The organism is Micromonospora sp. NPDC049114, assembly GCF_040648635.1.
Classification (GTDB): Bacteria; Actinomycetota; Actinomycetes; order Mycobacteriales; family Micromonosporaceae; genus Micromonospora.
On the sequence record NZ_JBEZEA010000001.1, the window covers coordinates 1,191,036 to 1,213,119 of the forward strand.

The 22,084-nt window shown below is 70.7% G+C and carries 27 protein-coding genes, 1 tRNA gene and 3 pseudogenes; 21 read left to right on the plus strand and 10 right to left on the minus strand.

Annotation, left to right across the window (positions count from 1 at the left end; all coding sequences use genetic code 11):
• The first annotated feature begins 100 nt into the window (after nt 1–100).
• Entirely contained in the window at nt 101–457 is a 357-nt protein-coding gene (locus AB0B39_RS05650) for an STAS domain-containing protein (protein WP_007454464.1), read from the plus strand.
• A gap of 13 nt (nt 458–470) precedes the next feature.
• On the opposite strand, the gene AB0B39_RS05655 is transcribed toward AB0B39_RS05650, so the two are convergent.
• Nucleotides 471–1,622 carry an MFS transporter gene (locus tag AB0B39_RS05655; protein WP_357492063.1) on the minus strand — a complete coding sequence of 384 codons (1,152 nt, stop codon included), beginning with the start codon at nt 1,620–1,622 and terminating at the stop codon, nt 471–473.
• A gap of 176 nt (nt 1,623–1,798) precedes the next feature.
• Between AB0B39_RS05655 and AB0B39_RS05660 the strand changes: the two genes are divergently transcribed.
• From AB0B39_RS05660 to AB0B39_RS05675, 4 genes are all read left to right on the plus strand, one after another.
• Nucleotides 1,799–2,515: an FCD domain-containing protein gene (locus AB0B39_RS05660; RefSeq protein ID WP_234588561.1), complete on the plus strand. Its 717-nt coding sequence runs from the start codon at nt 1,799–1,801 to the stop codon at nt 2,513–2,515.
• A 39-nt stretch (nt 2,516–2,554) separates the two neighbouring features.
• Complete coding sequence (gene mscL, locus AB0B39_RS05665) at nt 2,555–3,028, plus strand: large conductance mechanosensitive channel protein MscL (protein WP_357573584.1); 474 nt, start codon at nt 2,555–2,557, stop codon at nt 3,026–3,028.
• An 81-nt stretch (nt 3,029–3,109) separates the two neighbouring features.
• On the plus strand, nt 3,110–3,361 hold the full coding sequence (locus tag AB0B39_RS05670) for a hypothetical protein (protein WP_357573585.1): 252 nt from the start codon (nt 3,110–3,112) through the stop codon (nt 3,359–3,361).
• 79 nt (nt 3,362–3,440) lie between these two features.
• Nucleotides 3,441–3,809, plus strand: coding sequence for a hypothetical protein (locus tag AB0B39_RS05675; protein ID WP_234588559.1), 369 nt, complete (start codon nt 3,441–3,443; stop codon nt 3,807–3,809).
• A gap of 43 nt (nt 3,810–3,852) precedes the next feature.
• Here AB0B39_RS05675 and AB0B39_RS05680 read toward each other — a convergent pair whose 3' ends face one another.
• Complete coding sequence (locus AB0B39_RS05680; RefSeq protein ID WP_357491321.1) at nt 3,853–5,085, minus strand: benzoate/H(+) symporter BenE family transporter; 1,233 nt, start codon at nt 5,083–5,085, stop codon at nt 3,853–3,855.
• A 55-nt stretch (nt 5,086–5,140) separates the two neighbouring features.
• On the opposite strand from AB0B39_RS05680, the gene AB0B39_RS05685 reads away from it, so the two are divergent.
• Nucleotides 5,141–5,701 carry an XRE family transcriptional regulator gene (locus AB0B39_RS05685; protein ID WP_234588557.1) on the plus strand — a complete coding sequence of 187 codons (561 nt, stop codon included), beginning with the start codon at nt 5,141–5,143 and terminating at the stop codon, nt 5,699–5,701.
• A 7-nt stretch (nt 5,702–5,708) separates the two neighbouring features.
• Here the strand turns inward: AB0B39_RS05685 and AB0B39_RS05690 are convergent, their stop codons facing one another.
• Nucleotides 5,709–6,764 carry a LuxR C-terminal-related transcriptional regulator gene (locus AB0B39_RS05690; RefSeq protein ID WP_357573586.1) on the minus strand — a complete coding sequence of 352 codons (1,056 nt, stop codon included), beginning with the start codon at nt 6,762–6,764 and terminating at the stop codon, nt 5,709–5,711.
• Between the two features lie 62 nt (nt 6,765–6,826).
• On the opposite strand from AB0B39_RS05690, the gene AB0B39_RS05695 reads away from it, so the two are divergent.
• The 7 genes from AB0B39_RS05695 to AB0B39_RS05725 all read left to right on the plus strand — a co-directional run bounded on the left by AB0B39_RS05695 (nt 6,827) and on the right by AB0B39_RS05725 (nt 12,891).
• A complete protein-coding gene (locus AB0B39_RS05695) occupies nt 6,827–7,546 on the plus strand; it encodes a protein phosphatase 2C domain-containing protein (protein ID WP_234588555.1) in 720 nt (239 codons plus the stop codon).
• Nucleotides 7,547–7,647: 101 nt separating this feature from the next.
• Nucleotides 7,648–7,986 carry a PadR family transcriptional regulator gene (locus AB0B39_RS05700; RefSeq protein WP_357491326.1) on the plus strand — a complete coding sequence of 113 codons (339 nt, stop codon included), beginning with the start codon at nt 7,648–7,650 and terminating at the stop codon, nt 7,984–7,986.
• On the plus strand, nt 7,983–8,828 hold the full coding sequence (locus AB0B39_RS05705; protein WP_234588551.1) for an ATP-binding cassette domain-containing protein: 846 nt from the start codon (nt 7,983–7,985) through the stop codon (nt 8,826–8,828). Before AB0B39_RS05700 ends, AB0B39_RS05705 begins: the two co-directional genes overlap by 4 nt.
• Complete coding sequence (locus AB0B39_RS05710) at nt 8,825–9,517, plus strand: hypothetical protein (protein ID WP_357491328.1); 693 nt, start codon at nt 8,825–8,827, stop codon at nt 9,515–9,517. The genes AB0B39_RS05705 and AB0B39_RS05710 overlap by 4 nt, the downstream gene beginning before the upstream one ends.
• A 90-nt stretch (nt 9,518–9,607) precedes the next feature.
• Nucleotides 9,608–10,798, plus strand: coding sequence for a GNAT family N-acetyltransferase (locus AB0B39_RS05715; RefSeq protein ID WP_357573587.1), 1,191 nt, complete (start codon nt 9,608–9,610; stop codon nt 10,796–10,798).
• 42 nt (nt 10,799–10,840) lie between these two features.
• On the plus strand, nt 10,841–11,590 hold the full coding sequence (locus AB0B39_RS05720) for a ZIP family zinc transporter (RefSeq protein WP_357491332.1): 750 nt from the start codon (nt 10,841–10,843) through the stop codon (nt 11,588–11,590).
• 104 nt (nt 11,591–11,694) lie between these two features.
• Nucleotides 11,695–12,891, plus strand: coding sequence for a hypothetical protein (locus AB0B39_RS05725; protein WP_357573781.1), 1,197 nt, complete (start codon nt 11,695–11,697; stop codon nt 12,889–12,891).
• A 94-nt stretch (nt 12,892–12,985) separates the two neighbouring features.
• Here AB0B39_RS05725 and AB0B39_RS05730 read toward each other — a convergent pair whose 3' ends face one another.
• Together AB0B39_RS05730 and AB0B39_RS05735 are read right to left on the minus strand one after the other, a co-directional pair.
• Nucleotides 12,986–14,068 carry an NAD-dependent epimerase/dehydratase family protein gene (locus AB0B39_RS05730; RefSeq protein ID WP_357573588.1) on the minus strand — a complete coding sequence of 361 codons (1,083 nt, stop codon included), beginning with the start codon at nt 14,066–14,068 and terminating at the stop codon, nt 12,986–12,988.
• 129 nt (nt 14,069–14,197) lie between these two features.
• Nucleotides 14,198–14,500 carry a hypothetical protein gene (locus AB0B39_RS05735; RefSeq protein WP_357573589.1) on the minus strand — a complete coding sequence of 101 codons (303 nt, stop codon included), beginning with the start codon at nt 14,498–14,500 and terminating at the stop codon, nt 14,198–14,200.
• Between the two features lie 202 nt (nt 14,501–14,702).
• Between AB0B39_RS05735 and AB0B39_RS05740 the strand changes: the two genes are divergently transcribed.
• Nucleotides 14,703–14,774, plus strand: a tRNA-Lys gene (locus AB0B39_RS05740).
• An 83-nt stretch (nt 14,775–14,857) separates the two neighbouring features.
• Here AB0B39_RS05740 and AB0B39_RS05745 read toward each other — a convergent pair.
• Nucleotides 14,858–15,233 (minus strand): annotated as a pseudogene (locus tag AB0B39_RS05745) (tyrosine-type recombinase/integrase); the annotation flags it as partial.
• Nucleotides 15,234–15,472: 239 nt separating this feature from the next.
• Between AB0B39_RS05745 and AB0B39_RS05750 the strand changes: the two are divergent.
• Together AB0B39_RS05750 and AB0B39_RS05755 are read left to right on the plus strand one after the other, a co-directional pair.
• Nucleotides 15,473–15,850, plus strand: coding sequence for a hypothetical protein (locus AB0B39_RS05750; protein WP_357573590.1), 378 nt, complete (start codon nt 15,473–15,475; stop codon nt 15,848–15,850).
• A gap of 747 nt (nt 15,851–16,597) precedes the next feature.
• A complete protein-coding gene (locus tag AB0B39_RS05755) occupies nt 16,598–16,942 on the plus strand; it encodes a hypothetical protein (RefSeq protein WP_357573591.1) in 345 nt (114 codons plus the stop codon).
• Nucleotides 16,943–17,099: 157 nt separating this feature from the next.
• Here the strand turns inward: AB0B39_RS05755 and AB0B39_RS05760 are convergent, their stop codons facing one another.
• Nucleotides 17,100–17,324: a winged helix-turn-helix domain-containing protein gene (locus AB0B39_RS05760; protein WP_357573592.1), complete on the minus strand. Its 225-nt coding sequence runs from the start codon at nt 17,322–17,324 to the stop codon at nt 17,100–17,102.
• Between the two features lie 484 nt (nt 17,325–17,808).
• Here AB0B39_RS05760 and AB0B39_RS05765 point away from each other — a divergent pair, with 484 nt between their 5' ends.
• Together AB0B39_RS05765 and AB0B39_RS05770 are read left to right on the plus strand one after the other, a co-directional pair.
• Complete coding sequence (locus AB0B39_RS05765) at nt 17,809–18,027, plus strand: flavin reductase (RefSeq protein WP_357573593.1); 219 nt, start codon at nt 17,809–17,811, stop codon at nt 18,025–18,027.
• Nucleotides 18,024–18,197 (plus strand): hypothetical protein, encoded by a 174-nt coding sequence (locus tag AB0B39_RS05770; RefSeq protein WP_357573594.1) that lies wholly within the window; start codon nt 18,024–18,026, stop codon nt 18,195–18,197. Before AB0B39_RS05765 ends, AB0B39_RS05770 begins: the two co-directional genes overlap by 4 nt.
• A gap of 215 nt (nt 18,198–18,412) precedes the next feature.
• Here AB0B39_RS05770 and AB0B39_RS05775 read toward each other — a convergent pair whose 3' ends face one another.
• Nucleotides 18,413–18,598, minus strand: a complete 186-nt coding sequence (locus AB0B39_RS05775) for a hypothetical protein (RefSeq protein WP_357573595.1) — start codon at nt 18,596–18,598, stop codon at nt 18,413–18,415.
• Here AB0B39_RS05775 and AB0B39_RS05780 point away from each other — a divergent pair.
• Nucleotides 18,597–19,058: pseudogene (locus AB0B39_RS05780) on the plus strand (HAD hydrolase-like protein); the annotation flags it as partial. The gene AB0B39_RS05775 and the pseudogene AB0B39_RS05780 overlap by 2 nt on opposite strands.
• A gap of 863 nt (nt 19,059–19,921) precedes the next feature.
• Here the strand turns inward: AB0B39_RS05780 and AB0B39_RS05785 are convergent.
• Complete coding sequence (locus AB0B39_RS05785) at nt 19,922–20,329, minus strand: DUF6188 family protein (RefSeq protein ID WP_357573596.1); 408 nt, start codon at nt 20,327–20,329, stop codon at nt 19,922–19,924.
• Nucleotides 20,330–20,385: 56 nt separating this feature from the next.
• Here AB0B39_RS05785 and AB0B39_RS05790 point away from each other — a divergent pair, with 56 nt between their 5' ends.
• Nucleotides 20,386–20,700 carry a hypothetical protein gene (locus AB0B39_RS05790; protein WP_357573597.1) on the plus strand — a complete coding sequence of 105 codons (315 nt, stop codon included), beginning with the start codon at nt 20,386–20,388 and terminating at the stop codon, nt 20,698–20,700.
• A 363-nt stretch (nt 20,701–21,063) separates the two neighbouring features.
• Nucleotides 21,064–21,561, plus strand: a pseudogene (locus tag AB0B39_RS05795) (IS5 family transposase); the annotation flags it as partial.
• 193 nt (nt 21,562–21,754) lie between these two features.
• On the opposite strand, the gene AB0B39_RS05800 reads toward AB0B39_RS05795, so the two are convergent.
• Entirely contained in the window at nt 21,755–21,907 is a 153-nt protein-coding gene (locus AB0B39_RS05800; protein WP_357573598.1) for a hypothetical protein, read from the minus strand.
• Nucleotides 21,908–22,084 lie beyond the last annotated feature (177 nt).

Consider the following 22,084-nt stretch of genomic DNA (forward strand, 5'->3'; position numbering starts at 1 on the left):
CGTAGCAATGGAATGATGATGGCCACCGGGTGCCGGCTCCCGTTCTTCGTCGGATCGCGTTCGTGGGATACCGTTCCCCCGATAACAGGAGGTCTGGCGAATGTCCCTGACGGTGCATACGGAACAACGCGGCGACGTGGTCGTCGTGTCGGTCGCGGGCGAGCTGGACATGGCAACCGCACCGCAGTTGCAGGATCAGATCACCGACCTGCTCGACAAGGGCCGTAACCGGCTGGTGTTCGACCTGGCGGACGTCTCGTTCTGCGACTCGACCGGTCTGTCGGTGTTCGTTCGTGCCAAGAACAGCTGTGACGAGGCCGGCGGTGTGGTGCGGTTGGCCGCTCCGCAGCGCGGGGTGCTGCGCATCCTCGAGGTGAGCGGGCTCGTCGAGGTGCTGCACACCTACCCGACGGTTGATGAGGCCGTCGCCGGCGAACCCACCCCGGCGTCCTCCTGATCGCTGTTGCGACCTACTCGTCCTCGACGTAGCGGGGACGGGCGATCGCCATGCCCGCCGTCGTCTGCACGGCGAGTGCGGCCAGCAGGAATCCGATCGGTGCCGTCCAGCCGCCGGTGACCTCGTAGAGGATGCCGACCATCAGCGGGCCGAGGGCGGCGATCACGTAGCCGGTGCTCTGCGCGAACGCGGAGAGCGCGACGGTTCCCTCGGCGGTGCGCGCACGCAGGCCGATCGTAGTGAGGATCATCGGGAACGCGCCCTGGCCGATCGCCAGCAGGGCCACCCAGAGCAGTGCGGCGCCGTGCGGGGCCAGCGCCAGCCCCAGGTAGGCCAGCGTCGAGGCGGCCGTCAGGCCGAGCACCAGCGGACGCAGGGTGGCGAGCCGGCCGGCGAGGGTGGGCATCAGCAGCGCGATCGGCACGCCGAGCGCGGTCACCCCGGCGAGCAGCAGCCCGGCCGACTCCGGCCGGTAGCCGGCATCGCGGAAGAGCTGGGCCAGCCAGCCCATGATCGCGTACCCGCTGAGTGACTGCGCCCCGAAGTAGACCGCCATGGCCCAGCCCAGCCGGGTCCGCGCCGGGCGGATCCGCGTCGGCGCGGCGACGGCCGCCGTCGGCGTCGCGCGCCGCGCGCCCGCCCGGGTCCGCAGCGCCAGCGGCACCCACGGGAGTACGGCCACCGCGGCCAGCACGGCCCAGACGCCCAGCCCGGCCCGCCAGGAGCCGAAGGCGTGCGCGATCGGCACCGCGCTGGCCGCGGCCACCGTCGTGCCCAGGGTCAACGCCATCGTGTACGCCCCGGTGACGAGGCCGGTCCGGTGGCCGAAGTGCTGCTTGACGAGCATCGGCAGCAGGATGTTGGCGACCGCGATGCCGGCCAGGGCCAGCGCGCTGGTGAACACGAAGATCCAGGCCGAGTCGGTGGCCGCCCGGAGCACCTGACCGGCGGCCAGGACGATCATGGCGACCACCAGCACCCGGGCCGGCGCGACCCGGCGGACCAGCCACGGGGTGAGCGCGCCGAGGCCGGCGAACGCGATGGTCGGCAGGGTGGTGACCAGACCGGCCATGGTGCCGGAGAGCCCCAGCCCGTCGCGGATCTCGTCGAGCAGGGCGCCGAGGCTGGTTACCGCGGTGCGCAGGTTGAGCGCGACCAGCAGCATCCCGACCAGCACGAGCGCGCCACCGGTCGCCGGGTGGGTCCGCCGGCCCGCGGAGTCGCGCGTCGGGCGGGTGTCGACGGCGGCGGGAGCGGGCGGGGCCGGAGCGGCGATGGGTGGCGGGGTCATGACCTCTAACCTACAATCATGGGATGAATTTAGGGCCGGTGATGTAACCAGTGCCACCGTCGGTCGATTCCCCCTCCGCGCCGTCGGCGCCGCCTCGCGACCAGCCCGCCGTGCCGCCCCGCGGGCACCGCGTGCGGCAGACCATCGAGCAGCTCCGGGCCCGGATCCTGGGCGGCGAGTGGCCGATCGGCGGGCGCATCCCCACCGAGCCGCAACTGGTCGCCACGCTGGGCGTCGGGCGCAACACGGTCCGCGAGGCGGTCCGCGCCCTCGTGCACGCCGGGGTGCTCGAGTGCCGGCAGGGCTCCGGCACGTACGTGGTGTCCACCGACGAGCTGGCGCCGGTGGTGGCCCGCCGACTGGGCGACGACCGGATGACCGAGGTCATCGAGGTCCGGCGCGCGTTCGAGGTGGAGGCGGCCCGGCTCGCCGCGTTGCGGCGTACACCGGAGGACCTGGTGGCCCTCGACGGCGCGCTCGCCGAGCGCGAGGCGGCCTGGCGCGGCGGCCGGGTCGACGCGTTCGTCGAGGCCGACGCGGCCCTGCACGTCGCGGTGGTCGCCGCCGCGCACAACACCATGCTCGCCGAGCTGTACGCCTCGGTCGGCACCGCCCTGCGCAGCACCGTCGCCCAGGCGATGGGCGGCGCGCTCACGCCCGAGCGCTACGTCGACCACACCCGGCTGATCGAGGCGATCCGGGCCGGCGACGCGGGCCGGGCGGCGATCGAAGCCGGCGCTTTTCTGGAGCCCGCCGCCGGGGCATAGGTTGTGCCGGACGGAAAACCGGACACCTCGGGAGTACGGATGTTCAAGGGCTTCAAAGATTTCATCATGCGCGGCAACGTCGTCGACCTGGCGGTCGGTGTCGTCATCGGCGCCGCGTTCACCGGCGTGGTCACCCAGCTCACCAAGTCGTTCCTCGAACCGCTGATCCGGGTGATCGTGCTGCTCATCACCGGCAGCGACAAGGGTCTCGCCGGGACGGCACCCGAGTTCCGCGGCATCGCGTTCGACTGGATCGCCTTCGTCAACGCGGTGATCACCTTCCTGCTCACCGCCGCTGCGCTCTACTTCCTGGTCGTCTACCCGATGAACCGGCTGGCCGAGCGGCGCAAGCGGGGCGAGGAGCCGCCGCCCTCCGCGCCCAGCGAGGAGGTCAAGCTGCTCACCGAGATCCGGGACGCGCTCGTCTCCGCCGGCCACACCACCCCCGGCCAGCAGCGCGGGGCGCTGGACGACGTGCTGGGCCGCCGCACCGAACCGCCGGCGCCGCGCTGACCCGAACGGATGCACATCGGCCCCTGCGGGAATCCCGCAGGGGCCGCGCCTTCTCGTACGTGTGTTCGATAGAGTCCGGCCATGGAGCAGCGAAAGCACTGGTGGAACGGGAAATGGGGGCGGCTGGCCCGGCGGGACGTCTTCCTGCGGGTGGACGCCGACCGCTGGCACGTCGAGCAGCGGGCCGGCGGCGCCGAGGGCATTTCCCGGTTCTACGAGTACGGCAGCGCCGACGAGGCCGAGGAGACGGTCCGGGCGCTGCTCGACGGCTCGGACGCCTGGCGGGAACTGTCCCCGCGCCCACCGGGCGGCTGGACGCTCCCGAACGGCTGAGCGGGCGGGCGGGTGGGCTGAGCCGCCGGCGGGGCGGTGACGGCGTTTAGCGGCGTTGCGCCCCGGGAACCGCTGAGGGATGGACCAGCAGGACGAGCAGCAGGCGACCATCTCGCGGATCACCACCGGGATGTCGGTGATCGACTCCGCCGGCACCGAGGTCGGCACCGTGGACCTCGTTCAGCGGGGCGACCCCAACGCGGTGACCGTGCAGACACCGACCGCGGACCCGGGCAGCAGCCTGGACGAGCTGATCGAGGCGACGGCTGTCGAGGAGCCGGACGTTCCGGCCGACCTGGCGGCGCGGCTGCTGCACACCGGCTACCTGAAGGTCTCCACCGACTCGCCGGTCGGTGCCGTCTACGTGCCGGCCGACCGGATCGCCGCCGTCGCCGAGGGCCGGGTACGCCTCTCGGTCGGCGTGGCCGACCTGCCGCCCGAGGAGTGACCCGGTCGCCCTGATCAACTCGGGTTTCCGCAAACCCGGGGCGTCACCGCAGCCCGGACACCCCGCCTTCCACGAACCCGAGTTGATCAGGGCGGGCCTCCGGGGCGGGCGGGACGGGCGCGGCTGGGCGGCGGTGGAAGAGCAGCAGCATCAGGCAGCCGGCGACCAGCCCCCAGAACGCGCCGCCCACGCCGATCAGCGTCACACCGGAGGCCGTCACCACGAAGGTGACGACTGCGGCCTCCCTGGTCGCCGGGTCGGTCACCGCCGCGGCGAGCGCCGTGGCGAGCGCGCCCAGCAGGGCCAGACCGGCGACCGCCTCGATGAGGATCGGCGGCGCGACAGCGACCAGGGCCGTGGCCACGCCGGCGCCCAGCCCGAGCAGGGCCAGCCCGAGCCCGGCGGTGACCGAGGCGACCCATCGGCGCTCCGGCTCCGGATGGGCGTCGGGGCCGGCGGCCAGCGCGGCGGTGATCGCCGCGAGGTTCACCGCGTGCCCGCCGGCCGGGGCGGCGAGCAGGCTGGCCAGACCCGTGGCCCGCAGCGCCGCGCCGAACGGCGGCCGGTAGCCGTAGCCGACCAGCACCGCCATGCCGGGCACGTTCTGCGCCGCCATCGTGACCAGAAACAGCGGGAGGGCGAGCCCGACCAGAGCGGACGCGTTCCAGGCGGGCGCGGTCAGGGCGAGCGACGGGGTCAGCGTGGCACCGCTCAGTCCGGCCGGCGGCGCGGTCAGGGCGATCGCCACCACCGCCACCAGCAGCGCGCCCGGCACGGCCCAACGACGGGCGAACCGGTGCAGCAGCAGCCAGCCGAGCACCACCGGGCCGGCCACCCGGGGCAGCTCGACGAGCGCGCGGACCGGGGCGGTGCACAGGGGCAGCAGCACTCCGGCGAGCATCGCGCCGGCCACCGGCTTGGGGATCGCGGCCACCGCCCGGCCCAGCGGTGGGAAGAGCCCGGCCGCGACGATCAGCGCTCCGGAGACGAGGAAGGCGCCCACCGCGACCGGCCAACCGCCCGTCGGCGGCCCGGTCGCCACCAACAGCGCAGCGCCGGGCGTCGACCAGGCCACGCTCATCGGGATCCGGTGCCGCCAGCCCAGCCAGGCGGCGGCGAGCCCGCACGCCACGCAGAGAGCGAGCAGGCCGGAGGCTGCCTGCGCGTCCGACGCGCCCGCCGCGCGGAGCCCGGCCAGCACGACTGTGAACGAGCTGGCGAAGCCGACCAGCGCGGTCACGACGCCGGCCAGCACCGGTTGCGCCCGTCCCGCCATCCCGACCCCCCAAGTGTTCCGTTTACGGAACGACAGTGTGTAGCACGATAGCCGGGTGCCGCAGCCACCACCAGCCCGCCGTCCGGGCCTCGACGTGGATCCCGCAGTCGTCGGCCGGCGCGTCCGTGCCCTGCGCGAGGAGCGGGGGATCTCGCTGTCCACACTGGCGCGGCTCGCCGGCGTCGGAAAGGCCACCCTCTCCGGCCTGGAGAACGGCACCCGCAACCCGACGCTGGAGACGCTCTGGGCGGTCACCGCGCAGCTCGGCGTGCCGTTCACCGCGCTGCTGGCCGAGCCGGCCGCCGAGCCCACCGTGCACGGCACCGCTGTCACCGCCACCCTGCTGGAGGTGTTCGACGACACCGACGCGACCTACGAGCTGTACCGGATGCGCGTCGCGCCCGGCATCGTGCAGATCTCCCCCGCCCATCAACCGGGCGTCACCGAACACATCACCGTGTTCGCCGGCGTACTGCGGGCCGGCCCGGCCGACGCGCCGCTGACCGCCCCGGCCGGCGGGCACCTGCGCTGGGTCTCCGACGTGCCGCACAGCTACGCGGCGGTGGGCGACGACGAGGTCGCCGCGAGCCTGCTGCTGCGCTACCCGCGCCGCTGAACCCGACTCAGTCCACCGGCGCGGGCACCGGCAGCCGGTGCCGGACCGCCCAGAGCGCCACCTCGGTACGCGACACCGAGCCGGTCTTGCGCAGCAGGTTCGACACGTGCACGGTGACCGTACGCACCGAGATACCCAGCGCCTTCGCCACCTGCTTGTTGGACATCCCGGCGACCAGGCAGCCCAGCACCTCGACCTCGCGGGCGGTCAGCTCCGGGTCGAGCGGCACGTCGACGACCGGATCGGCCGCGGCCGCCGGAGCGCGCGGCGCGGTCGGCTGACGCGGGCCGGGCAGCCGCCGCAGCAACGCCTCCGGCCCCTCCGACGCGTGCGCGGCCAGCAGTTCGGTAAGCGCGTACGGGTTGCCGCCGGTGCACCGCCAGAGCGAGGTGACCAGCCGACCGGACGGGTTGCTGCCCGCGTACACCTGGGTCAGCACCTCGGCGACCTCGGCCGGGCGCAGCGGGCCAAGATGTTGCCGGACGGCGCCGGGCACGCCGCTGAGGCGGGCCAGCGCGCGGCGGGTGAGGTCCGGTGCCACCGCGTCGGTCGGCGGTCGGCTGGCCACCACGAGCAGGGCGGGCAGGTCGGCGACCGTGGCCAGCTCCCCGACCAGGTTGACGCTGGCCGGGTCGAGCGCGTGCAGGTCATCCACGACCAGCACGGCCGGGCCGGCGCCGACCAGCAACTGGACGGTCCGCACGGCGAGGCGGAGCAGGGTGCCCGGCGCGTACCGCTCGCGGGGTGCGGTGGGCTGCTGGGCCAACCAGGCCAGCGCGTCCGACGGCAGACCGAGCCGGCTGGTGTCCCGACCGGTGAGCACCGCCGCCAGCCAGTCGTACGGGGCCGGGCCGTGCACCCGGGCGGCACCGGAGAGGATCAGCGCGGGACGCGGCGCGAAGGCGTCCACAGCGGCCGCGACCAGCAGACTCTTGCCCACCCCCGCCGCTCCGGTGAGCACCGCGACGGCGGGCGACGAGCGGCGTACGGCCGCCACGGCGGACCATGCCCGGTCGAGCTCGGCGAGCTCGCCGACGCGTCCGACCATGGACACCGGCATCATTTCTCAACCCTACGCAGTAGTGCGTAGAGACGAAGGCAGGGTGTTCTTGGCAAGCTGACACCATGACGCTGATCCTCCGCTCGGTCATCCTCAACGACATCGGCCTGGTCCGCACCAACAACGAGGACTCCGCCCTCGCCGGTGACCGCCTGATCGCCGTCGCCGACGGCATGGGCGGACTGCCCGCGGGCGAGGTGGCGAGCGAGATCGTGATCCGGATCCTGGACGAGCTGGCCCCGCCCACCGACCCGGACGAGGCCGCCGACGCCCTCCGTGCCGTGGTCAGCACCGCCAACCAGCGCATCCACGCCGCGATCACCGTCGACCCGGCCCGCGAGGGGATGGGCACCACGCTCACCGCCGCGCTGCTGGCCACCGAGACGCTGGTGCTGGCCCAGGTCGGCGACTCCCGCTGCTACCTGCTGCGCGACGGGGAGCTGACCCAGCTCACCCGGGACGACACGTTCGTGCAGGCGCTCGTCGACCAGGGCACGCTCTCCCCCGAGCAGGCCCGGCACCACCCGCAGCGGTCCCTGGTGACCCGGGCCGTGCAGGGCGCCGACACCCCGCCGGCCGTCGGCGTGCTCACTGTGGTCCCCGGCGACCGGCTGCTGCTGTGCAGCGACGGGCTCTCCGACTACGTCGAGGACGAGGCCATCGCGACGACGCTGGGCATGTACGCCGACCGCCAGCAGTGCGGCGAGCAGTTGGTGAAGCTCGCCCACCACGCCGGCGCCCCGGACAACGTCACAGTCGTCGTCTCCGACGTCACGACCCGCTGACCCACGCGGGCTGCTCGGCGGTCCCCGGGACCGGCCGGGCGGGTTCCGTCGGAGCTACTAGGTAGTTGTGCCATCTAGCTGGCACCGCTAGTGTCCGGCCTGTGGAATCGGACCGGCGCGGGCAGTGGCTGCGGGGGGTGCTCGACATCTGCGTACTGGCCCTGCTGGCCGAACGCGAGTCCTACGGCTACCAGCTCGCCCAGGCGCTCGACGCGGCGGGCGTCGGGCCGATCCAGGGCGGCACGCTCTATCCCGTTCTGCTGCGCCTGCAGAAGACCGGCCTGGTGACGGCCCAGTGGCGGGAAGGCACCGCCGGGCCGGCCCGCAAGTACTACCGGCTCACCGACGACGGGCACTCCGCGCTGCGCCAGGGCGGCACCGCCTGGCTCACCTTCGTCCGGCCGGTGAACGACATCGTCACGAAGGGGGTCGCCCGGTGAACTCCGACGACTGGCTACGCGCGCTCACGGCGGAACTGCACCAGCGCCGGGTCGCGGCCGACGCCGCCCGGCACGTGGTCGCCGAGGCCGCCACACACCTGCGTGAGGGGGGCGGGAACCCCTGGGTCGTCTTCGGCCCGCCCCAGGACTACGCGAACGCGATCGTCGAGAGCATCGGCACCGCCCCCGGGCCACGGCCCGGGCCGGTGCGGCTGCACGCGAGGGGCATCACCAAACGGTACGGCCGGCAGACAGTGCTGCGCGACGCGACACTTACCGTCCGGGCCGGACAGATCGCCGCCGTCGTCGGCGCGAACGGCTGCGGCAAGAGCACCTTCCTGCGGATCTGCGCCGGGCTGATCTCACCCGACAGCGGCGAGGTGACGGTCTCCGGGCAGCTCGGCTACTGCCCCCAGTCCGGTGGCACCGCCGACTTCCTGCTGCCCGACGAGCACTTCGTCCTGGTCGGCGCCGGCCAGGGCGTCGCCAGAGGGCCGGCCCGCCGCGCCGGCCGGGCGGCGGCCCGACAGCTGGGCTGGGAGGCGGGCGGCGCCGTGCAGGCCCGACATCTCTCCGGCGGTACCCGTCAGAAGCTCAACCTGACGATGTCCGCGCTCAGCAACCCGGACGTGCTGCTGCTCGACGAGCCGTACCAGGGCTTCGACCAGGGCACCTACGTCAACTTCTGGGACCAGCTCCGCGCGCTACGCGACGCGGGCACGGCGATCGTCGTGGTGACGCACCTGCTCAACCAACTCGACCGGGTGGACACCGTGCTCGACCTGACCCCGGCGCAACAGTCCGGGTGGCGCACGCCCGGCGTCCAGGGAGGCCACCCGTGAACCGGCTCGTCACAGTCGCCGAGATGACCCTGCGGGAACTGCTGCGGCGTCGGGGCGTACTCCTGCTGTTGTTGTTGATGCCGTTGACCTTCTACCTGATCCGGCGGGACGCCTACCTCGGGCAGTCCGTCCGCTCGCTGCTGCTCGGCGTGGGCTGGGCGGTGAGCACCGCCGCGCTGTTCGCCACCACCGCCGCGCGGGAGCTGGAGCCGAGGCTGCGGTTGGCCGGCTATCGGCCGCATCACCTCTATCTGGGTCGGATGCTCGGTCTGTGGACGGTCGGCCTGGTCATCTCGGTACCGTTCTTCCTGCTCCCCATGCTCGACGGCGCGGATCTGCGGTACGGCGGTCTGGCCGCGGCGCTGCTCTGCTCCGTCGGGGTGGCCGCGCCGTTCGGGATGCTGATCGGCGCGCTGTTGCCCCGCGAACTTGAGGGGACGCTCCTGCTGCTCACCGTGGTGACGGTGCAGATGCTGATCGACCCGGCCGGATCGGGGGCGAAGCTGACGCCGTTCTGGTCGAGCCGGGAGATCGCGACCTGGTCGGTGGACCACACCGACGGCGGTTACCTCGCCCGGGGAGTGGTGCACGGCATCGTCGTCACCGCTCTGCTCGCCCTCGGTGTGGCCTCCGTGGCCACCGTCCGGCTGCGCCGCCGTCGACACCTGCGGCACCTGCCGGTCGGCTGAGGGGCGTCGGCACAGCGGATCGGGCCGCGGTCGCCCACGGATCGGGCCAATCCGGTTGCTGTCACCCGGCCGGCGGGTTGAGATAGGCGGATGACCATCCGACGGGTGACCGCCGACGAACGTCTCACGACGAGTTTTCCGCTGGCCGCGTACGCCTTCGAGGCATCGCCGCTCAGTGCCGCCCGGGTGGAGGAGTTCCGCGACTACCTGCCCTACAACCAGGGCAACCGGACGCTGATCGTGGAGGAGGACGGCACCACGCTGGCGGCCGTCTCGGCCATTCCGATGCGGCAGAACCTGCGCGGGGTGGTGCTGCCGATGGCCGGTGTCGCCGGGGTGGCCACCCACCCGCTGGCCCGCCGGCAGGGGCACGTCCGCAAGCTGCTGCACCAGCTCCTCGACGAGATGCGCGACGAGGGGCACGTGCTCAGCGCGCTCTACCCGTTCCGGCCCAGCTTCTACGCCCGGTTCGGCTACGTCGGGCTGCCCAAGCCGCGTACGGTCGCCTTCTCCCCGGCCGACCTGGGCTCACTCCTCCGCGCCGAGCTGCCCGGCGAGGTGGGCTGGGAGCGGATCGCCGCCGGTTATCCAACGTGGCGGGCGTTCACCGAGCGCTGCCTGCAGACCCGGCACGGCTTCTCGGTGTTCCCCGACCACCGGGCGGCCGGCCTGCGGGACCGCGACGAGCACTGGTTGCTCACCGCCAAGGTGGACGGCGAGGTCACCGGCGCGGTCACGTACCGGATCGACGAGCACGGCGGCACGCTGCACGGCAACGAACTGCTCGCCAGCGACCCCCTCGCCCGTACGCTGCTGCTGCAGTTCTTCGCCAGGCACGTCGACCAGGTCGAGCGGGTCACCGTCCAGGTCCCGCCGGACGAGCTGCCGGAGCTGTGGCTGACCGATCTGGACGTGCACGTCGAGGCGCGGGTGGGCCGGCCGGGCTCGTCCGCCCCGATGGCCCGGCTGCTGTCGCTGGACGCGCTGCACGGGCTGCCCGTCGGCCCGGGCCGGGTCCGGATCGAACTGACCGGGGACCGGTGGCTGGCCGGCACCCACCTGCTCGACGGTACGACAGGCGCGTTGGAACTGGTCGCCGACGACGACGGCCGCACGCCGACGGCCACGCTGACCGCGGCCGGGCTGTCCGCCCTGGCGTACGGGGTGCTGGACCCGGCCGAGCTGCCGCTGCGAGGGCTGGGCGACGTACCGGCGGACGCCGCCACCGAGCTGCGCGACATCTTCGGACGCCGGGTGCCGTACCTCTTCGCCGACTTCTGAGCGCGGTTTGCCGACCTCGCTCCGGCGGGTACGGTCCCCGGAATGCCGGAGTGGTTGCAGGCGGGTGGTTGGGGATTGCTGGCCGGGTCGGCTCTGCTGATCGGGGCGGCGGTCGGCTTCTTCGCCCGGGTGCCGCAGCGGATCACCGCGTCGATCATGGCGTTCGGCGCGGGGGTGCTGATCTCGGCCGTCTCGTACGAGCTGATCGAGGTGGCCCACGAGCAGGGCGGGATGCTGCCCACCGTGCTCGGCGCGGCGGGTGGCGCGACCGCCTACACCCTGGCCAACGTGGGTCTCGCCCGACACGGCGCGCGGCACCGCAAGCGCTCGGGGGACCAGCAGCCGTCCGAGGGCGAGCAGCCCGGCTCGGGGTCGGCGATCGCGGTCGGGGCGCTGCTGGACGGCGTACCGGAATCGGTGGTGATCGGCGCCAGCCTGCTCGCCGGCGGCACGGTCAGCCTGGTCACTGTGGCGGCGGTGTTCCTCAGCAACGTCCCGGAGGGGCTGTCCAGCGCGGCAGGCATGCGTCAGGCGGGCCGCACCCGGCGGTACGTCTTCCTGCTGTGGACCGGGATCGCGCTGATCAGCGGCGTGGCGGCGCTGGTCGGCAACACCCTGCTGGGCGGCGCACCGCCGGAGGTGCTGGCCGCCATCACCGCCCTGGCTGCCGGCGCGATCCTCGCCATGATCACCGACACCATGGTCCCGGAGGCGTTCGAGAACGCCCACCTGCTGGTCGGCCTCATCACGGTCGCCGGTTTCCTGACGGCCTTCGCGCTCTCCCACGCGTGAGCGCCCCGGTGGTCCCGATGCCCGGCGTGGCTTAGCGGGGCATTAAACCGGCACGGCGGATTAGTGGTGACGCCGTCGCGGCTCCTAGCATCACCCGGGTGCGCATGACGTCGCTTGCCGCTCTGCTCGTCCTCGGTGTCGCCACCGCTACCCTGCCCGCCTGCGGGTCCACCGATCCGGCTCCGGCCGGCACGTCGGCCACCCCTCAGGCCACGCCGGACGCCCTCGCGACTGGCGACCAGGGTGTCGCACCGGCGGGCCGGGACGGTCTCGGCGGCCCCGGAGCCAGCGCGAGCCCGAAGCCGACCGCCCCGGCCGCCAAGGCGCTGGCGGCCGGCAACACGAACGGCCACGCCAGCGTGCCGACCGAGGCCCGCGCGGTGGACACGTCGAAGCCGACCCGCACCATCGGCACCGGCACCCCGGCGAGCTGCACCTCGGCGGCGGTGGTGAAGGCCGTGGCCGCCGGGGGCGTCATCACGTTCAACTGTGGACCGGCCCCCGTGACGATCAAGATGGCCGCCACCGCGAAGGTCCGCAACGCCAACGGGCCGAAGATCGTGCTCGACGGCGGCGGCCGGGTCACGCTGAGCGGCCAGGGGCAGCGCCGCATCCTCTACATGAACACCTGCGACGAGGCCCAGGGCTTCACCACCTCGCACTGCCAGAACCAGGACCACCCACAGCTCACCGTGCAGAACCTGACCTTCGCCGACGGCAACTCCACCGGCGACCGGACCGAGGGCGGCGGCGGGGGCGCGATCTTCGTCCGCGGCGGGCGGTTCAAGGTGGTCAACTCGCGCTTCGTCCACAACCGCTGCGACCGTACCGGCCCCGACCTGGGGGGCGCGGCAGTCCGAGTGCTGAGCCAGTACGAGAACAAGCCGGTGTACGTCGTGAGCAGCACCTTCGACGGCGGTTCCTGCTCGAACGGAGGGGCGCTGAGCAGCATCGGCGTGTCCTGGGTGGTGCTGAACAGCCTGCTGCGGAACAACGAGGCGATCGGCAGCGGCGCCAACCCGGCCAAGTCCGGCACGCCCGGCGGCGGCAGCGGCGGCGCGATCTACTGCGACGGCAACGAGTTCACCGTACGGATCGCCGGCAGCGTCATCGAGAACAACAAGGCCAACGAGGGCGGCGGCGCGATCTTCTTCGTCAGCAACAACCGCACCGGCACGATGAAGATCGAAAACTCGACGCTGCGCCGCAATCCCAGCGGCAAGTTCGAGACCCCCGGCTACCGCGGCATCTTCTTCCTGGGCGCCCGCAACCCCGAGGTGATCGGCCCCAAGCCCGCCTGACCGCCGGTCTGTGGTCCCGCCGCCTGCCGTGGGTGATCAAGAGCTTTGGGTCACCAAGGCCGGGTTTTGCGACTCAAAGCTCTTGATCACCGCGTCAGTAGGGGTTCTTCTCGCCCGGCGGGTGGGCGTGCAGGAGGCCGCCGGGGCGGCCGGGCAGGGTCCGCGCCGCCGAGAGCGGCGGGCTGGCCGTGTGGTCGCCACCGGCCATGCCGGCGAACAGCTCCTTGAGCGCGGTCAGCGCATCGATCCTGGGTATCCAACCCAGCTCGGTCTCGGCCCGCTCGCTGGACATCAGCGGCGCGTTCAGGCCCAACTCGACCCAGCCCGCGTCCACCGGCTGCAACCGCGCCCGCCAGGTCAGCGCGGCCGCCACCCGCAGCACCGGTGCGGCGACCGGCACCGTCCAGCCGTGGAAGTGCCGAGCCACCAGCTCCGGGGTCAGCACCGGGTCCGCGGCGACGTTGAACGCGCCGCGCGCATCACCCAGAACCGCCCGGGCGTACGCGTCAGCCACATCGTCGGCGTGGACCGCCTGCATCCGCAGCCGTCGGTTCGTCGGTACGAGGGGGATCCGGCCGAAGCGCAGCAGCCGCACCGGCGCGAACGGGCCGAGAAAGTAGCGTGTGATCTCCGTACCTGCGTCCCGCTGGAAGATCAGACCGGGCCGCAGCCGAACCACCCGCAGCGCCGGGTGCTCCCGTTCCAGCCCGTCCAGCAGCGCCTCGACCTCGGCCTTGTGCTCGCTGTACGACGAGCCGGAGACTCCGGTCGCCGGCCACCGCTCGCTGATCGGATGGTCCTTCGGGCCGGGCGCGTACGTGCCGACCGACGAGGCGTACACCAGAGCGGGCACCCCGGCCCGCGCCACCGCCTCGAACACCGCCCGGCTGCCGTCGACGTTCGTCCGGCGCAGCAACCGCTGGTCGTGACTAGGCTGGATCTGCCAGGCCAGGTGCACCACCGCGTCCGCACCCGCGAAGATCTCGGTGAGCTGGCCCACCCCGCCCGGCGCACCGATGTCGCAGGAGTGCCACTCCACCTGCTCGTACGGCGTACCGGAATCCGGGCCGGGCAACCGCCGGACGACCCCGGCCAGCTCCACGCCGCGCTCCCGGCGCAGCCGCCGCAGCACCGCCGTGCCGACGTTGCCACTCGCCCCCACCACCACGATCCGCATGCCCGACCCCGTACCCGTCCAGCAGCCGGTCAACCGCCGCCGCGCGCCGCGCCCGTGATCGACTCGGCTTCCTGCACGTCGGGGTATCGGCGTGGGCGGAACAGCCCGACTTCCCTGAACCCGAGTCGATCAAGGACGTGGCGAGTCGCGCACCCAGCCGTGCTTCTCCTTGCCACGGCGGCCGAGGGTGGCCGCCAGGCAACGCGGGCAGATCCAGCCCACCGCGTCCGCCTCGGTGAGCACGTCGGTGCCCAGGTAGTCGAAGCGCACGTGCGGAAAGCGGCGCAGCCGGGTCCGGCTGAGCGCCAGACCGCAGACGGTCTGGTTCTGGCCGGGCAGCCACGCGTGCACCTCCCCGCCCGGCTGACGTACGCCGTCCGGCCCGATCTCCTCCCCGGAGGCCGCCACCGCCGGGCTGCCGCTCGCGCTCATGCCCGTCCCCATTCCCCAGCCGTCCCCCGCCATGCACGCTGGGCCCGCTTGATCCACTCCACATCCCCGACCTGGCGGCATCCACCGCCCCGGACACCACCACATCGCCGACCTGGTGTTGATCACGTGGGCTCACCAGGCATCGACGGCCGACTGGAAGCCGAGAGTCAGTGACGCTGACTGTCAGGTAACCTGAGCGCGCGGGCCGCTAGCTCAATGGCAGAGCTGTGGACTTTTAATCCATAGGTTCAGGGTTCGAGTCCCTGGCGGCCCACTCCGTTCCAGCTCAGCGGCCCTTTGCGGGGTCGCTGACTTTGTCAGCACGGCTCGTACCGCAGCGAAGTACAGCAGTAGGTCTTACCGGTCCAGGGCATTGCCGAGCCGCTTGAGGGTGTCGCGGGTGGCTGCCGACGAGACCACCGTGTAGATCTCCATGGTGATGGCGAACTGGGCGTGCCGGAGGATCTGCATCGCCACCCGGGGGTGCACGTCCAGGTCCGCCAGAAGCGAGGCGCAAGTCCGCCGGGCGTCCCTGACGGTGATCCGCCGGACTCCTGCCGCGGTCGCAGCGCCGGTCCCAGAAGCGGTTGAAGTTGCGCGGCTCGACCGGCCGGCCATAGCGGGTGGTGAAGATCAGGTCGGGCGGCTGCCAGGCCGGGCCTGCGGCATCCCGGGCTGCGGTCTGCGCGGCACGGCGACGGTTCAGCGCCACGGTGCAGATGTCCGGCAGCGGCCCTGGTAGGCGACAACCTGCCTAGGTTGACGCTAGACCCTTCCTAAACCGTGTGCGCTCAGAGTTGCCGAGGGATACAGGCCAGACCAGCGCTTCGGTACGTCCGTCTTAGCAGGCTTCTCCGTCACGTCTCGGTTTAAGGGTTCAAGTCCCTGGGGTAGCGGCGCTGACGGCGTCCAGGCCGGACGCAACGACCAGCCGAGGCTCCTCTGGCATCCGCGTACTGGCACACTCCCCGCGTGAGTTACGACTTGGCGGTGTGGGAAGGCGACGAGCCCACGGACGATGGCGAGGGCGGTCGGGTCTTCCAGCAGCTGTACCGCAAGTACATCGACACGGAGGATGAGACACCTCCGACACCGCGTATCCGGGCCTACGTCGATGCGCTCCTTGAGCGGTGGATCGACATGACCGAGGACGAGGAGGACGTCAGCCCGTGGTCCGACGGCCCCATGATCGGTAACGCCTCTGGGCCCATCATCTACTTCGCGATGAGATACAGCATGTGCGAGGAGGTATCGGCCGAGGCGGCCAGGATGGCGGCAGAGCAAGGGTTGATCTGCTTCGACCCGCAGTGGAACCGGCTCCGGCCCGGCAATGGAGGAGCAGTCGCCTAACTTCCGGAGCCGGCAGCGGCGGCGGTCTGGGGCACCCAGGGGGCACAAGACATCGTCAAATTTTGTCACCCGATAAGGAGTCATTGCAGCGTCGGACGGCGTCCAAGCAGTCGTGGAGCGCCGTTCTCGCTGGTAGTCCGATCAGGGCTCTAAGTTCCGCTTCAACCTCTGAACCGGACCGCTCAGCTCGCTCATGCCTGAGCAACTGTTATCCAGGAGTTGGGAACGCTTCAGCTTGAGGACCCCGCTCCAGCTCAGGGTCGCGTCACGTCGTTTGACGACTCGAGTATCTGCTTGGCCGCCTGCCGTTGATTCCACGATACGAGGCCGAAAACGAGAGCTACGAAACCTCCTACCCCGCACCACCAGGCAAGGGAAAAACCCCCAGAGGTCAATCCACCGGCGATGAGCACCACGCTCAACAGCGGTAACACGAAGGGTGGGATCCGGTTCCACCAGGCGGGCCGGAGAACCGCCCGTGCCCACTGTTCGGCGGCCGCAGCGACCTGAGGATCCGGGTGGGAGCGTCTCTTGTTGGAGTACCGGATGACGTCGCGACGCACAGCCGCAGGCACCTGCCGGTAGGCACGGACGGCTGCCCGCCGCTCCGCTTGGCCCTGTCCTGATTGATCAATCACGCCAGATGATCTACCGACTCCCCCGGCATGCGTCAACCATCAAATTGACTGCGCATCTGGGTCGTCCATGGGCTGTCTGGGCCGTCGCCCGGCCGTCTAGCGTCGACCGATGACGACCAGCGACGACCGGCAGCGCCTAAGGAACAGCAGGTCCGCCCCCGCGTCAGGACGGCCGGCCTGGTGGGCGACGGACGAGTCGACCTGCACGCCGGATACTTCTGGCGTGCAGGACGATCTTCCAAAGGTCACCCTAATTCTCTGGCGAGCCGATGCCCTTGTTCTGTTTGACTGGCTTCAGGACGTCGACCTGAACGCGGTGCCGATCAGTCATCCGGCTCAGAAGCAGGCTTTGATGGACCTCCTGACCCGCCTGAATGAGACGGACGCGGCGGGAGCCTCGCACGACGAGATCGAGGCGGCGAAGGCAGAGGTAAGTCGAGACATGGGCTGGTGACGCTCAGGTGAAACTGTGCGGAGCTGTCGACAGCACCTGGCCCGGATTGGGGTGGCCATCGGCCGCCGGCCCTGCACAGCTGTCCGAGGTCGCGGACGAGGGCGGACCCCTCCGGACTGCCTGCACAGAGCTTGTAAGCGAGGTGTCGCGCCCGGGTTTATCGGGGCAGCGGGTCGGAGACGTAGACGCCCTTGCCCTGCCGGCCGTCGATCAGCCCTTCGGCCTTGAGCACCAGCATGGCGGCCCGGATGACGGTGTTGCTGACCTTGTAGTGCTCGCAGAGGGCGGAGAACGAGGGCAGCTTGTCGCCCGGCTTCAACTGGCCGGAGCTGACCTGCTCGCGGATATCCCGGGCTACCTGTAGGTAGGCGGCTTCAGACATAGGTGGTGCTCCCAGCTTGGCGGCTGGTGCAAGCAGACCACATCGCGGGCTCGACTTACAACGCTATGTGTCGTAGCTGTTGACCCTGCGCACATTGCGTCCTAAGTTGCTCGTAGGGCTACCCAGCTTGGCGGCCGGGTCGTCCTGCCGTGGGTGCCCTGTCTCTGGACACGGCTGGCCGGGCGCCCACGGAACCCCAAGCGTCGGCGGGAGGCGTGATGACCAGGCCGAACGATGCAACTGATCCGACTGCAGGTGCCGTGTCCGATAGCGGGTTCAACCCGAGGCAGGACAACAGCCGGCGGCGCGTCTCCTACGACGAGTACGTCCTGGCGGTGGCGCTCACCCTCGCCCGCCGACACCGACCCGTCTGGTCATGGCAGCACTGGCGTCGCATCTGCCGCTGCGGAAGCGACCTACCCTGCCGAAGCCGTCATCCCATCCCGATCAACCGCGGCCACTGGCCGAGCCAGGATGCGCCACGATGACGACCCACCTTCCGATCACCCCTAGCTGGAGGTGCGGCGGCTGCGGTGCCGACTGGCCCTGCCAGACGCGGCGACGGGAGTTGCAAGCGGAGTATGACCCCGCCCCCGTATCCCTGGCCCTTTACCTGGCCGCCCAGCTCGTCGACGCCGCCCAGGACCTGGCCCATGTCCCCGCCGGCCACCTCCACCACCGATTCGTCGGCTGGACCCGTTGAGCATCCTGCGGCCGGGTGACGAGAAGTTCCACTACAGCGACGGCTCCCACAAGTGGATCCCACCGAACCCGGACTACGACCAGGAGGTCTGGGACGAGCAGGTCCGCCAACACAAGCACGGCCACCTCAGGAACGAGCACCCGAAGGTCCGCATCCAGCGCCTCGTCTGACGCCAGCAGTACAGCAGCGAAGCACAGCAACCATGCCAGCCGAACCCGGCCGAGACGCACGCCAGCAGCCCGGATTGACCTCGAACCACACCGCAGAAGACCGGGACACCGGCAATCCATAGGTTCAGGGTTCGAGTCCCTGGCGGCCCACCATCTACCGCCTCTGAGCTGCAAGAATGCCAAGAGAAGATCATCGGGCACAACGAGGGCACAACTCAGTCTCGATCTTGATTGGTGGGAGACTCCGGCCGCGTGCCGCCCGCATGTCGCAGCAGGTCACCTACCAGACCACGCGGACGGTCCCTCTTCGGCAGCCAGTGCACGTAGGTCTCCAGCGTGATCCGCAGGTTGGCGTGCCGTAGCGCCTTCTGCACCTCCTGGGGCTCCACACCGTTGCTCATCAGCGCGGAACTGGTCGGGATGTTGCACCGGACCGGCACCGAGGTCCCGTCGGAACTTGCCAGGGAGCCGGACCCGCTTGAGGGCCTACCCCGCATTGGGGCCACCGGCGACAAGAACGCCACGCAGGCGGTAGACGACGCCCTGTGCGCGGCTGAGCTCCAGGCCATCACGACCGCCGCGCCGACCCCATACGGCCGAGAAGTCATCGTGGCGGCCCGGCAGGCCAGCCTTCCCGTGGCCGTGGTAAGCAACAATTCTGCCGGTGCCGTGAGCGCCTGCCTGTGTACTGGTTGGCGACTCACTCACGGACATCGAAGGGGCGCGGCAGCCGGGGTGCGAGTGATCGGGTACGCGAACCGTTCAGCCAAGGTTGAAAGGTTCCAGTCGGCCGGAGCAGATGTAGTCGTCACCAGCATGCGGGAAATCGCCGACGTGCTAGTCAACCGACTCAGCATCTGACGTTGTCCTCTTCTTGGGTGGTCCAGGTTCGATCATTGTGTGAAGAAGCGTGGCCACACCAAGAGCACAAGTGATTCCTTCTTGAACCGAGGTGAAGAGGCCCAGGAAAACTCCTGCACATGCGCCTACAGCCAAGATCAATAGGACCCGCAGAGTCATTGGCTTCCTTCCGTTGCGCCATCACAAGAAGCGTGGAGGGCGACGGGAGCGGAGCTAGCCAGTTATCCGGTGCCGTGTGCAGCCGTGGGCAAGCGCGTCATGCCTGCTCACCACCCCTCGAAGGTTCACAGCCGTCAGGATTAGCCGTAACGCTCTACGATGTGCCAGTGCCTGGTAACGACCGTGGATGCCAGATGTGCAGCTCTCCGCTCCCTGAGCGAAGCAGGAGAGACAGGAAGTACTGCTCCGACCGTTGCCGACAGCGCTGGCACTACAACAAATGGCGGTTTGGCGGCATCGATCCTGACACATACATTATGCAACAGGCCATGCGGCATAGCCTGGTCTGGTCGGCCGCTCGACGCCTGGAAGAGCCAGTTTCGCCAGCTGATATTGCGCTCGAAATCAGACGTGAATTCCGCATGCCGTTTCAGGTAGAGCGGCTACCCAAACTGTGCGCCAGGCTGGGATGCGGGGTGCCAGTAGATCCGAGCTCTCGGAATGACCGCGCCTTCTGTTCCAATGCCTGCCGACAGCGCGCTTATCGCCACGCTTGCCGAAGCGGTTCCGCAAACTGAGCCATGAACGATTGACGCCCCTGCGACGGGCAGCGACCAGGGCCCTGTCGGGCTCCACTTGATGCGTTACGGATCGCTGTCACTTGATCCGTGACTCTTCCGGCTAGACGATCTTGGTTGTGGGCGTTAGTCGATGTGGGGTGGTTCGGGCTGGGGAGCCGGCTGCCAGTCGGTTTCCCCGCCTGGGCCGACGGTTATCGGGTCGACTCCCGTGCCGGTGAGGTGCCAGGACTCGTAGTGGTGATCGGGGCCGATGTGTAACTCGGCGCCGTTGTCGAAGGTCAGGTGGAGGGCGCCGTTGCCGTGGATCTCAACGCTGCTGATGGTCTGGCCGAACAGGTCCAGGACGGGTGCCAGGCGGGTGCACGTGCCGGGGTCAAGTTCGTGCCATTGCCCGCCCGGGTCGCGGAGCAGGAACGGAGTTTCGATGGCCAGTTCGGCGTCTACACGGTAGCCCTCGTCGGGGTCGAGCGTGGAGAGGCTGAGCCGGACCTGGTAGTCGAAGGCTGTTCGGTCGACACGGCAGCCGGTCAACGGGGTGGGAACTCTCATCGGGCCTGCCCTGATTCAGTGCCTGTCGGCGTCACGCGGTGGCGTGGTGGTTCGGGCTTGCGGACCTTGAATCTAGCGATCTGCTTGGTCGTGGTGCGGGGGACTTCGGTGAGGAGTTGGTCGCCGTCGTGGACGCGGAAGGTGGTGTCGGCGTCTTCGACAGTGAGCGTTTGACCGGCGTGGCCGATGCCGACGTGGATGCGTTGGCCGGCGATGACGAGGACGCCGCGGCTGCTGACGCGGCCCCCGACGCGGAGTGGCTGGGTTGCCGGGGTGGGTGGAGGTCCGGCGGGGCGGGCGTCGCGGCTGCGTGCCTGCTCGGCTGGGGTGAGCGGGTTGGGCAGGCTGCGTAGCAGGGTCCGGTCGGTGTCGAGCAGGCGCAGGACGCCGGTCGAGGCGGATGGTGACGCGTCGGCCGGCGAGGTGGTAGCCGATGGGTGTTGCCGGCCAGCGAGGCTGACCAGGCCGATGGGGTTGACGAGGCGGTCGACCTCGATGGGAGTCCCCGGCTTGATCGGGCCGACGGTGACCGGGGGTGGCCCGGCGCGGTGGCCGCCGTCGGTGAGGAGTTGGGCACAGGTGGGCGGGGGCGAGCCGGGAGGGGACGGTCTTTAGTCGGACGCCGTCGAGGAGCAGGTGGACCACGGTGGTGTCGGCCCAAAGTCGGATGGTGAGTCCGGCCCTGGCCGGGCCGAGCCAGAACTGTTGCCCATCACGCCCTCGGTCGAAGTCGAGGTGGACTGACCACCAAGATTCACCTCGCCTGCGACGGCTGGGGTCGGACTCTGGCGTTCGTGCTCTCCGGCGGCAACGTCAGCGACTGCACCCGTTTCACCCACGTCTTGGCTGCCATCCGGGTCGAGCGGCCGGGTCCCGGCCGACCTCGGGTCCGCCCGGACCATGTCGTCGCTGACAAGGGCTACAGCTCCAAGGCCATCCGGGCGGACCTGCGCCGACGCGGCATCGGGCACACGATCCCTGAACGCGCCGACCAGCAGGCCAACCGCCGCCGACGCGGCAACCGCGGCGGCCGGCCACCGGTGTTCGACAAGCAGCTCTACAAACAGCGCAACGTCGTCGAACGGTGCTTCAACCGGCTCAAGCAATGCCGCAGCGTCGCGACCCGCTACGACAAGACCTCGACCTCGTTGCAGGCCACCGTCACCATCGCCGCGCTACTCCAATGGCTGCGAACCTTTGAAGACACAGCCTAGGCGCCTTGTCCAACTGGAGCCGCGCAAGTTGGGGCGCACGCCCTACCTGTTTCTTCTCACCAACGGAGCTGAGGCGGAGCGGAAGTCGGGACCCTTGGCAGGCGTGGTCGGTGTAAGCGCACGCGGCACCTTCACCCGGTGGAGCGCTCAGGGCCGTCGGTGAATCGTTGACGGCCCTGAGCGCTCGGCGGGATCAGGCGGAGCCTTCACCGCTGCGTTGCGCGTTGCGCCTGCGGCTACGACGGCGAGCAACCATGGTTGCTGCTGCCAGCCCGGCCATGATCAGCGCTGTGGGCAGGTTCTCGACGATGCCGTCCAGCGCCGCAGCGAAAAGCTCGTTGATCATCGGCGTGTCCTCCTTCTACCCTTCCGGACCTGACGAAAATTCTCGCGGCCGCATCAGGCCCGCAGACACGCTGCGTTACGGGAGACGACAACATGGACTGTCCCGAACCGCACGGGGGCGTTCGCCCACCGGTGGGTTACGGCCCGGGGAGTCCCGGTACATTCCGGTACACCGAAA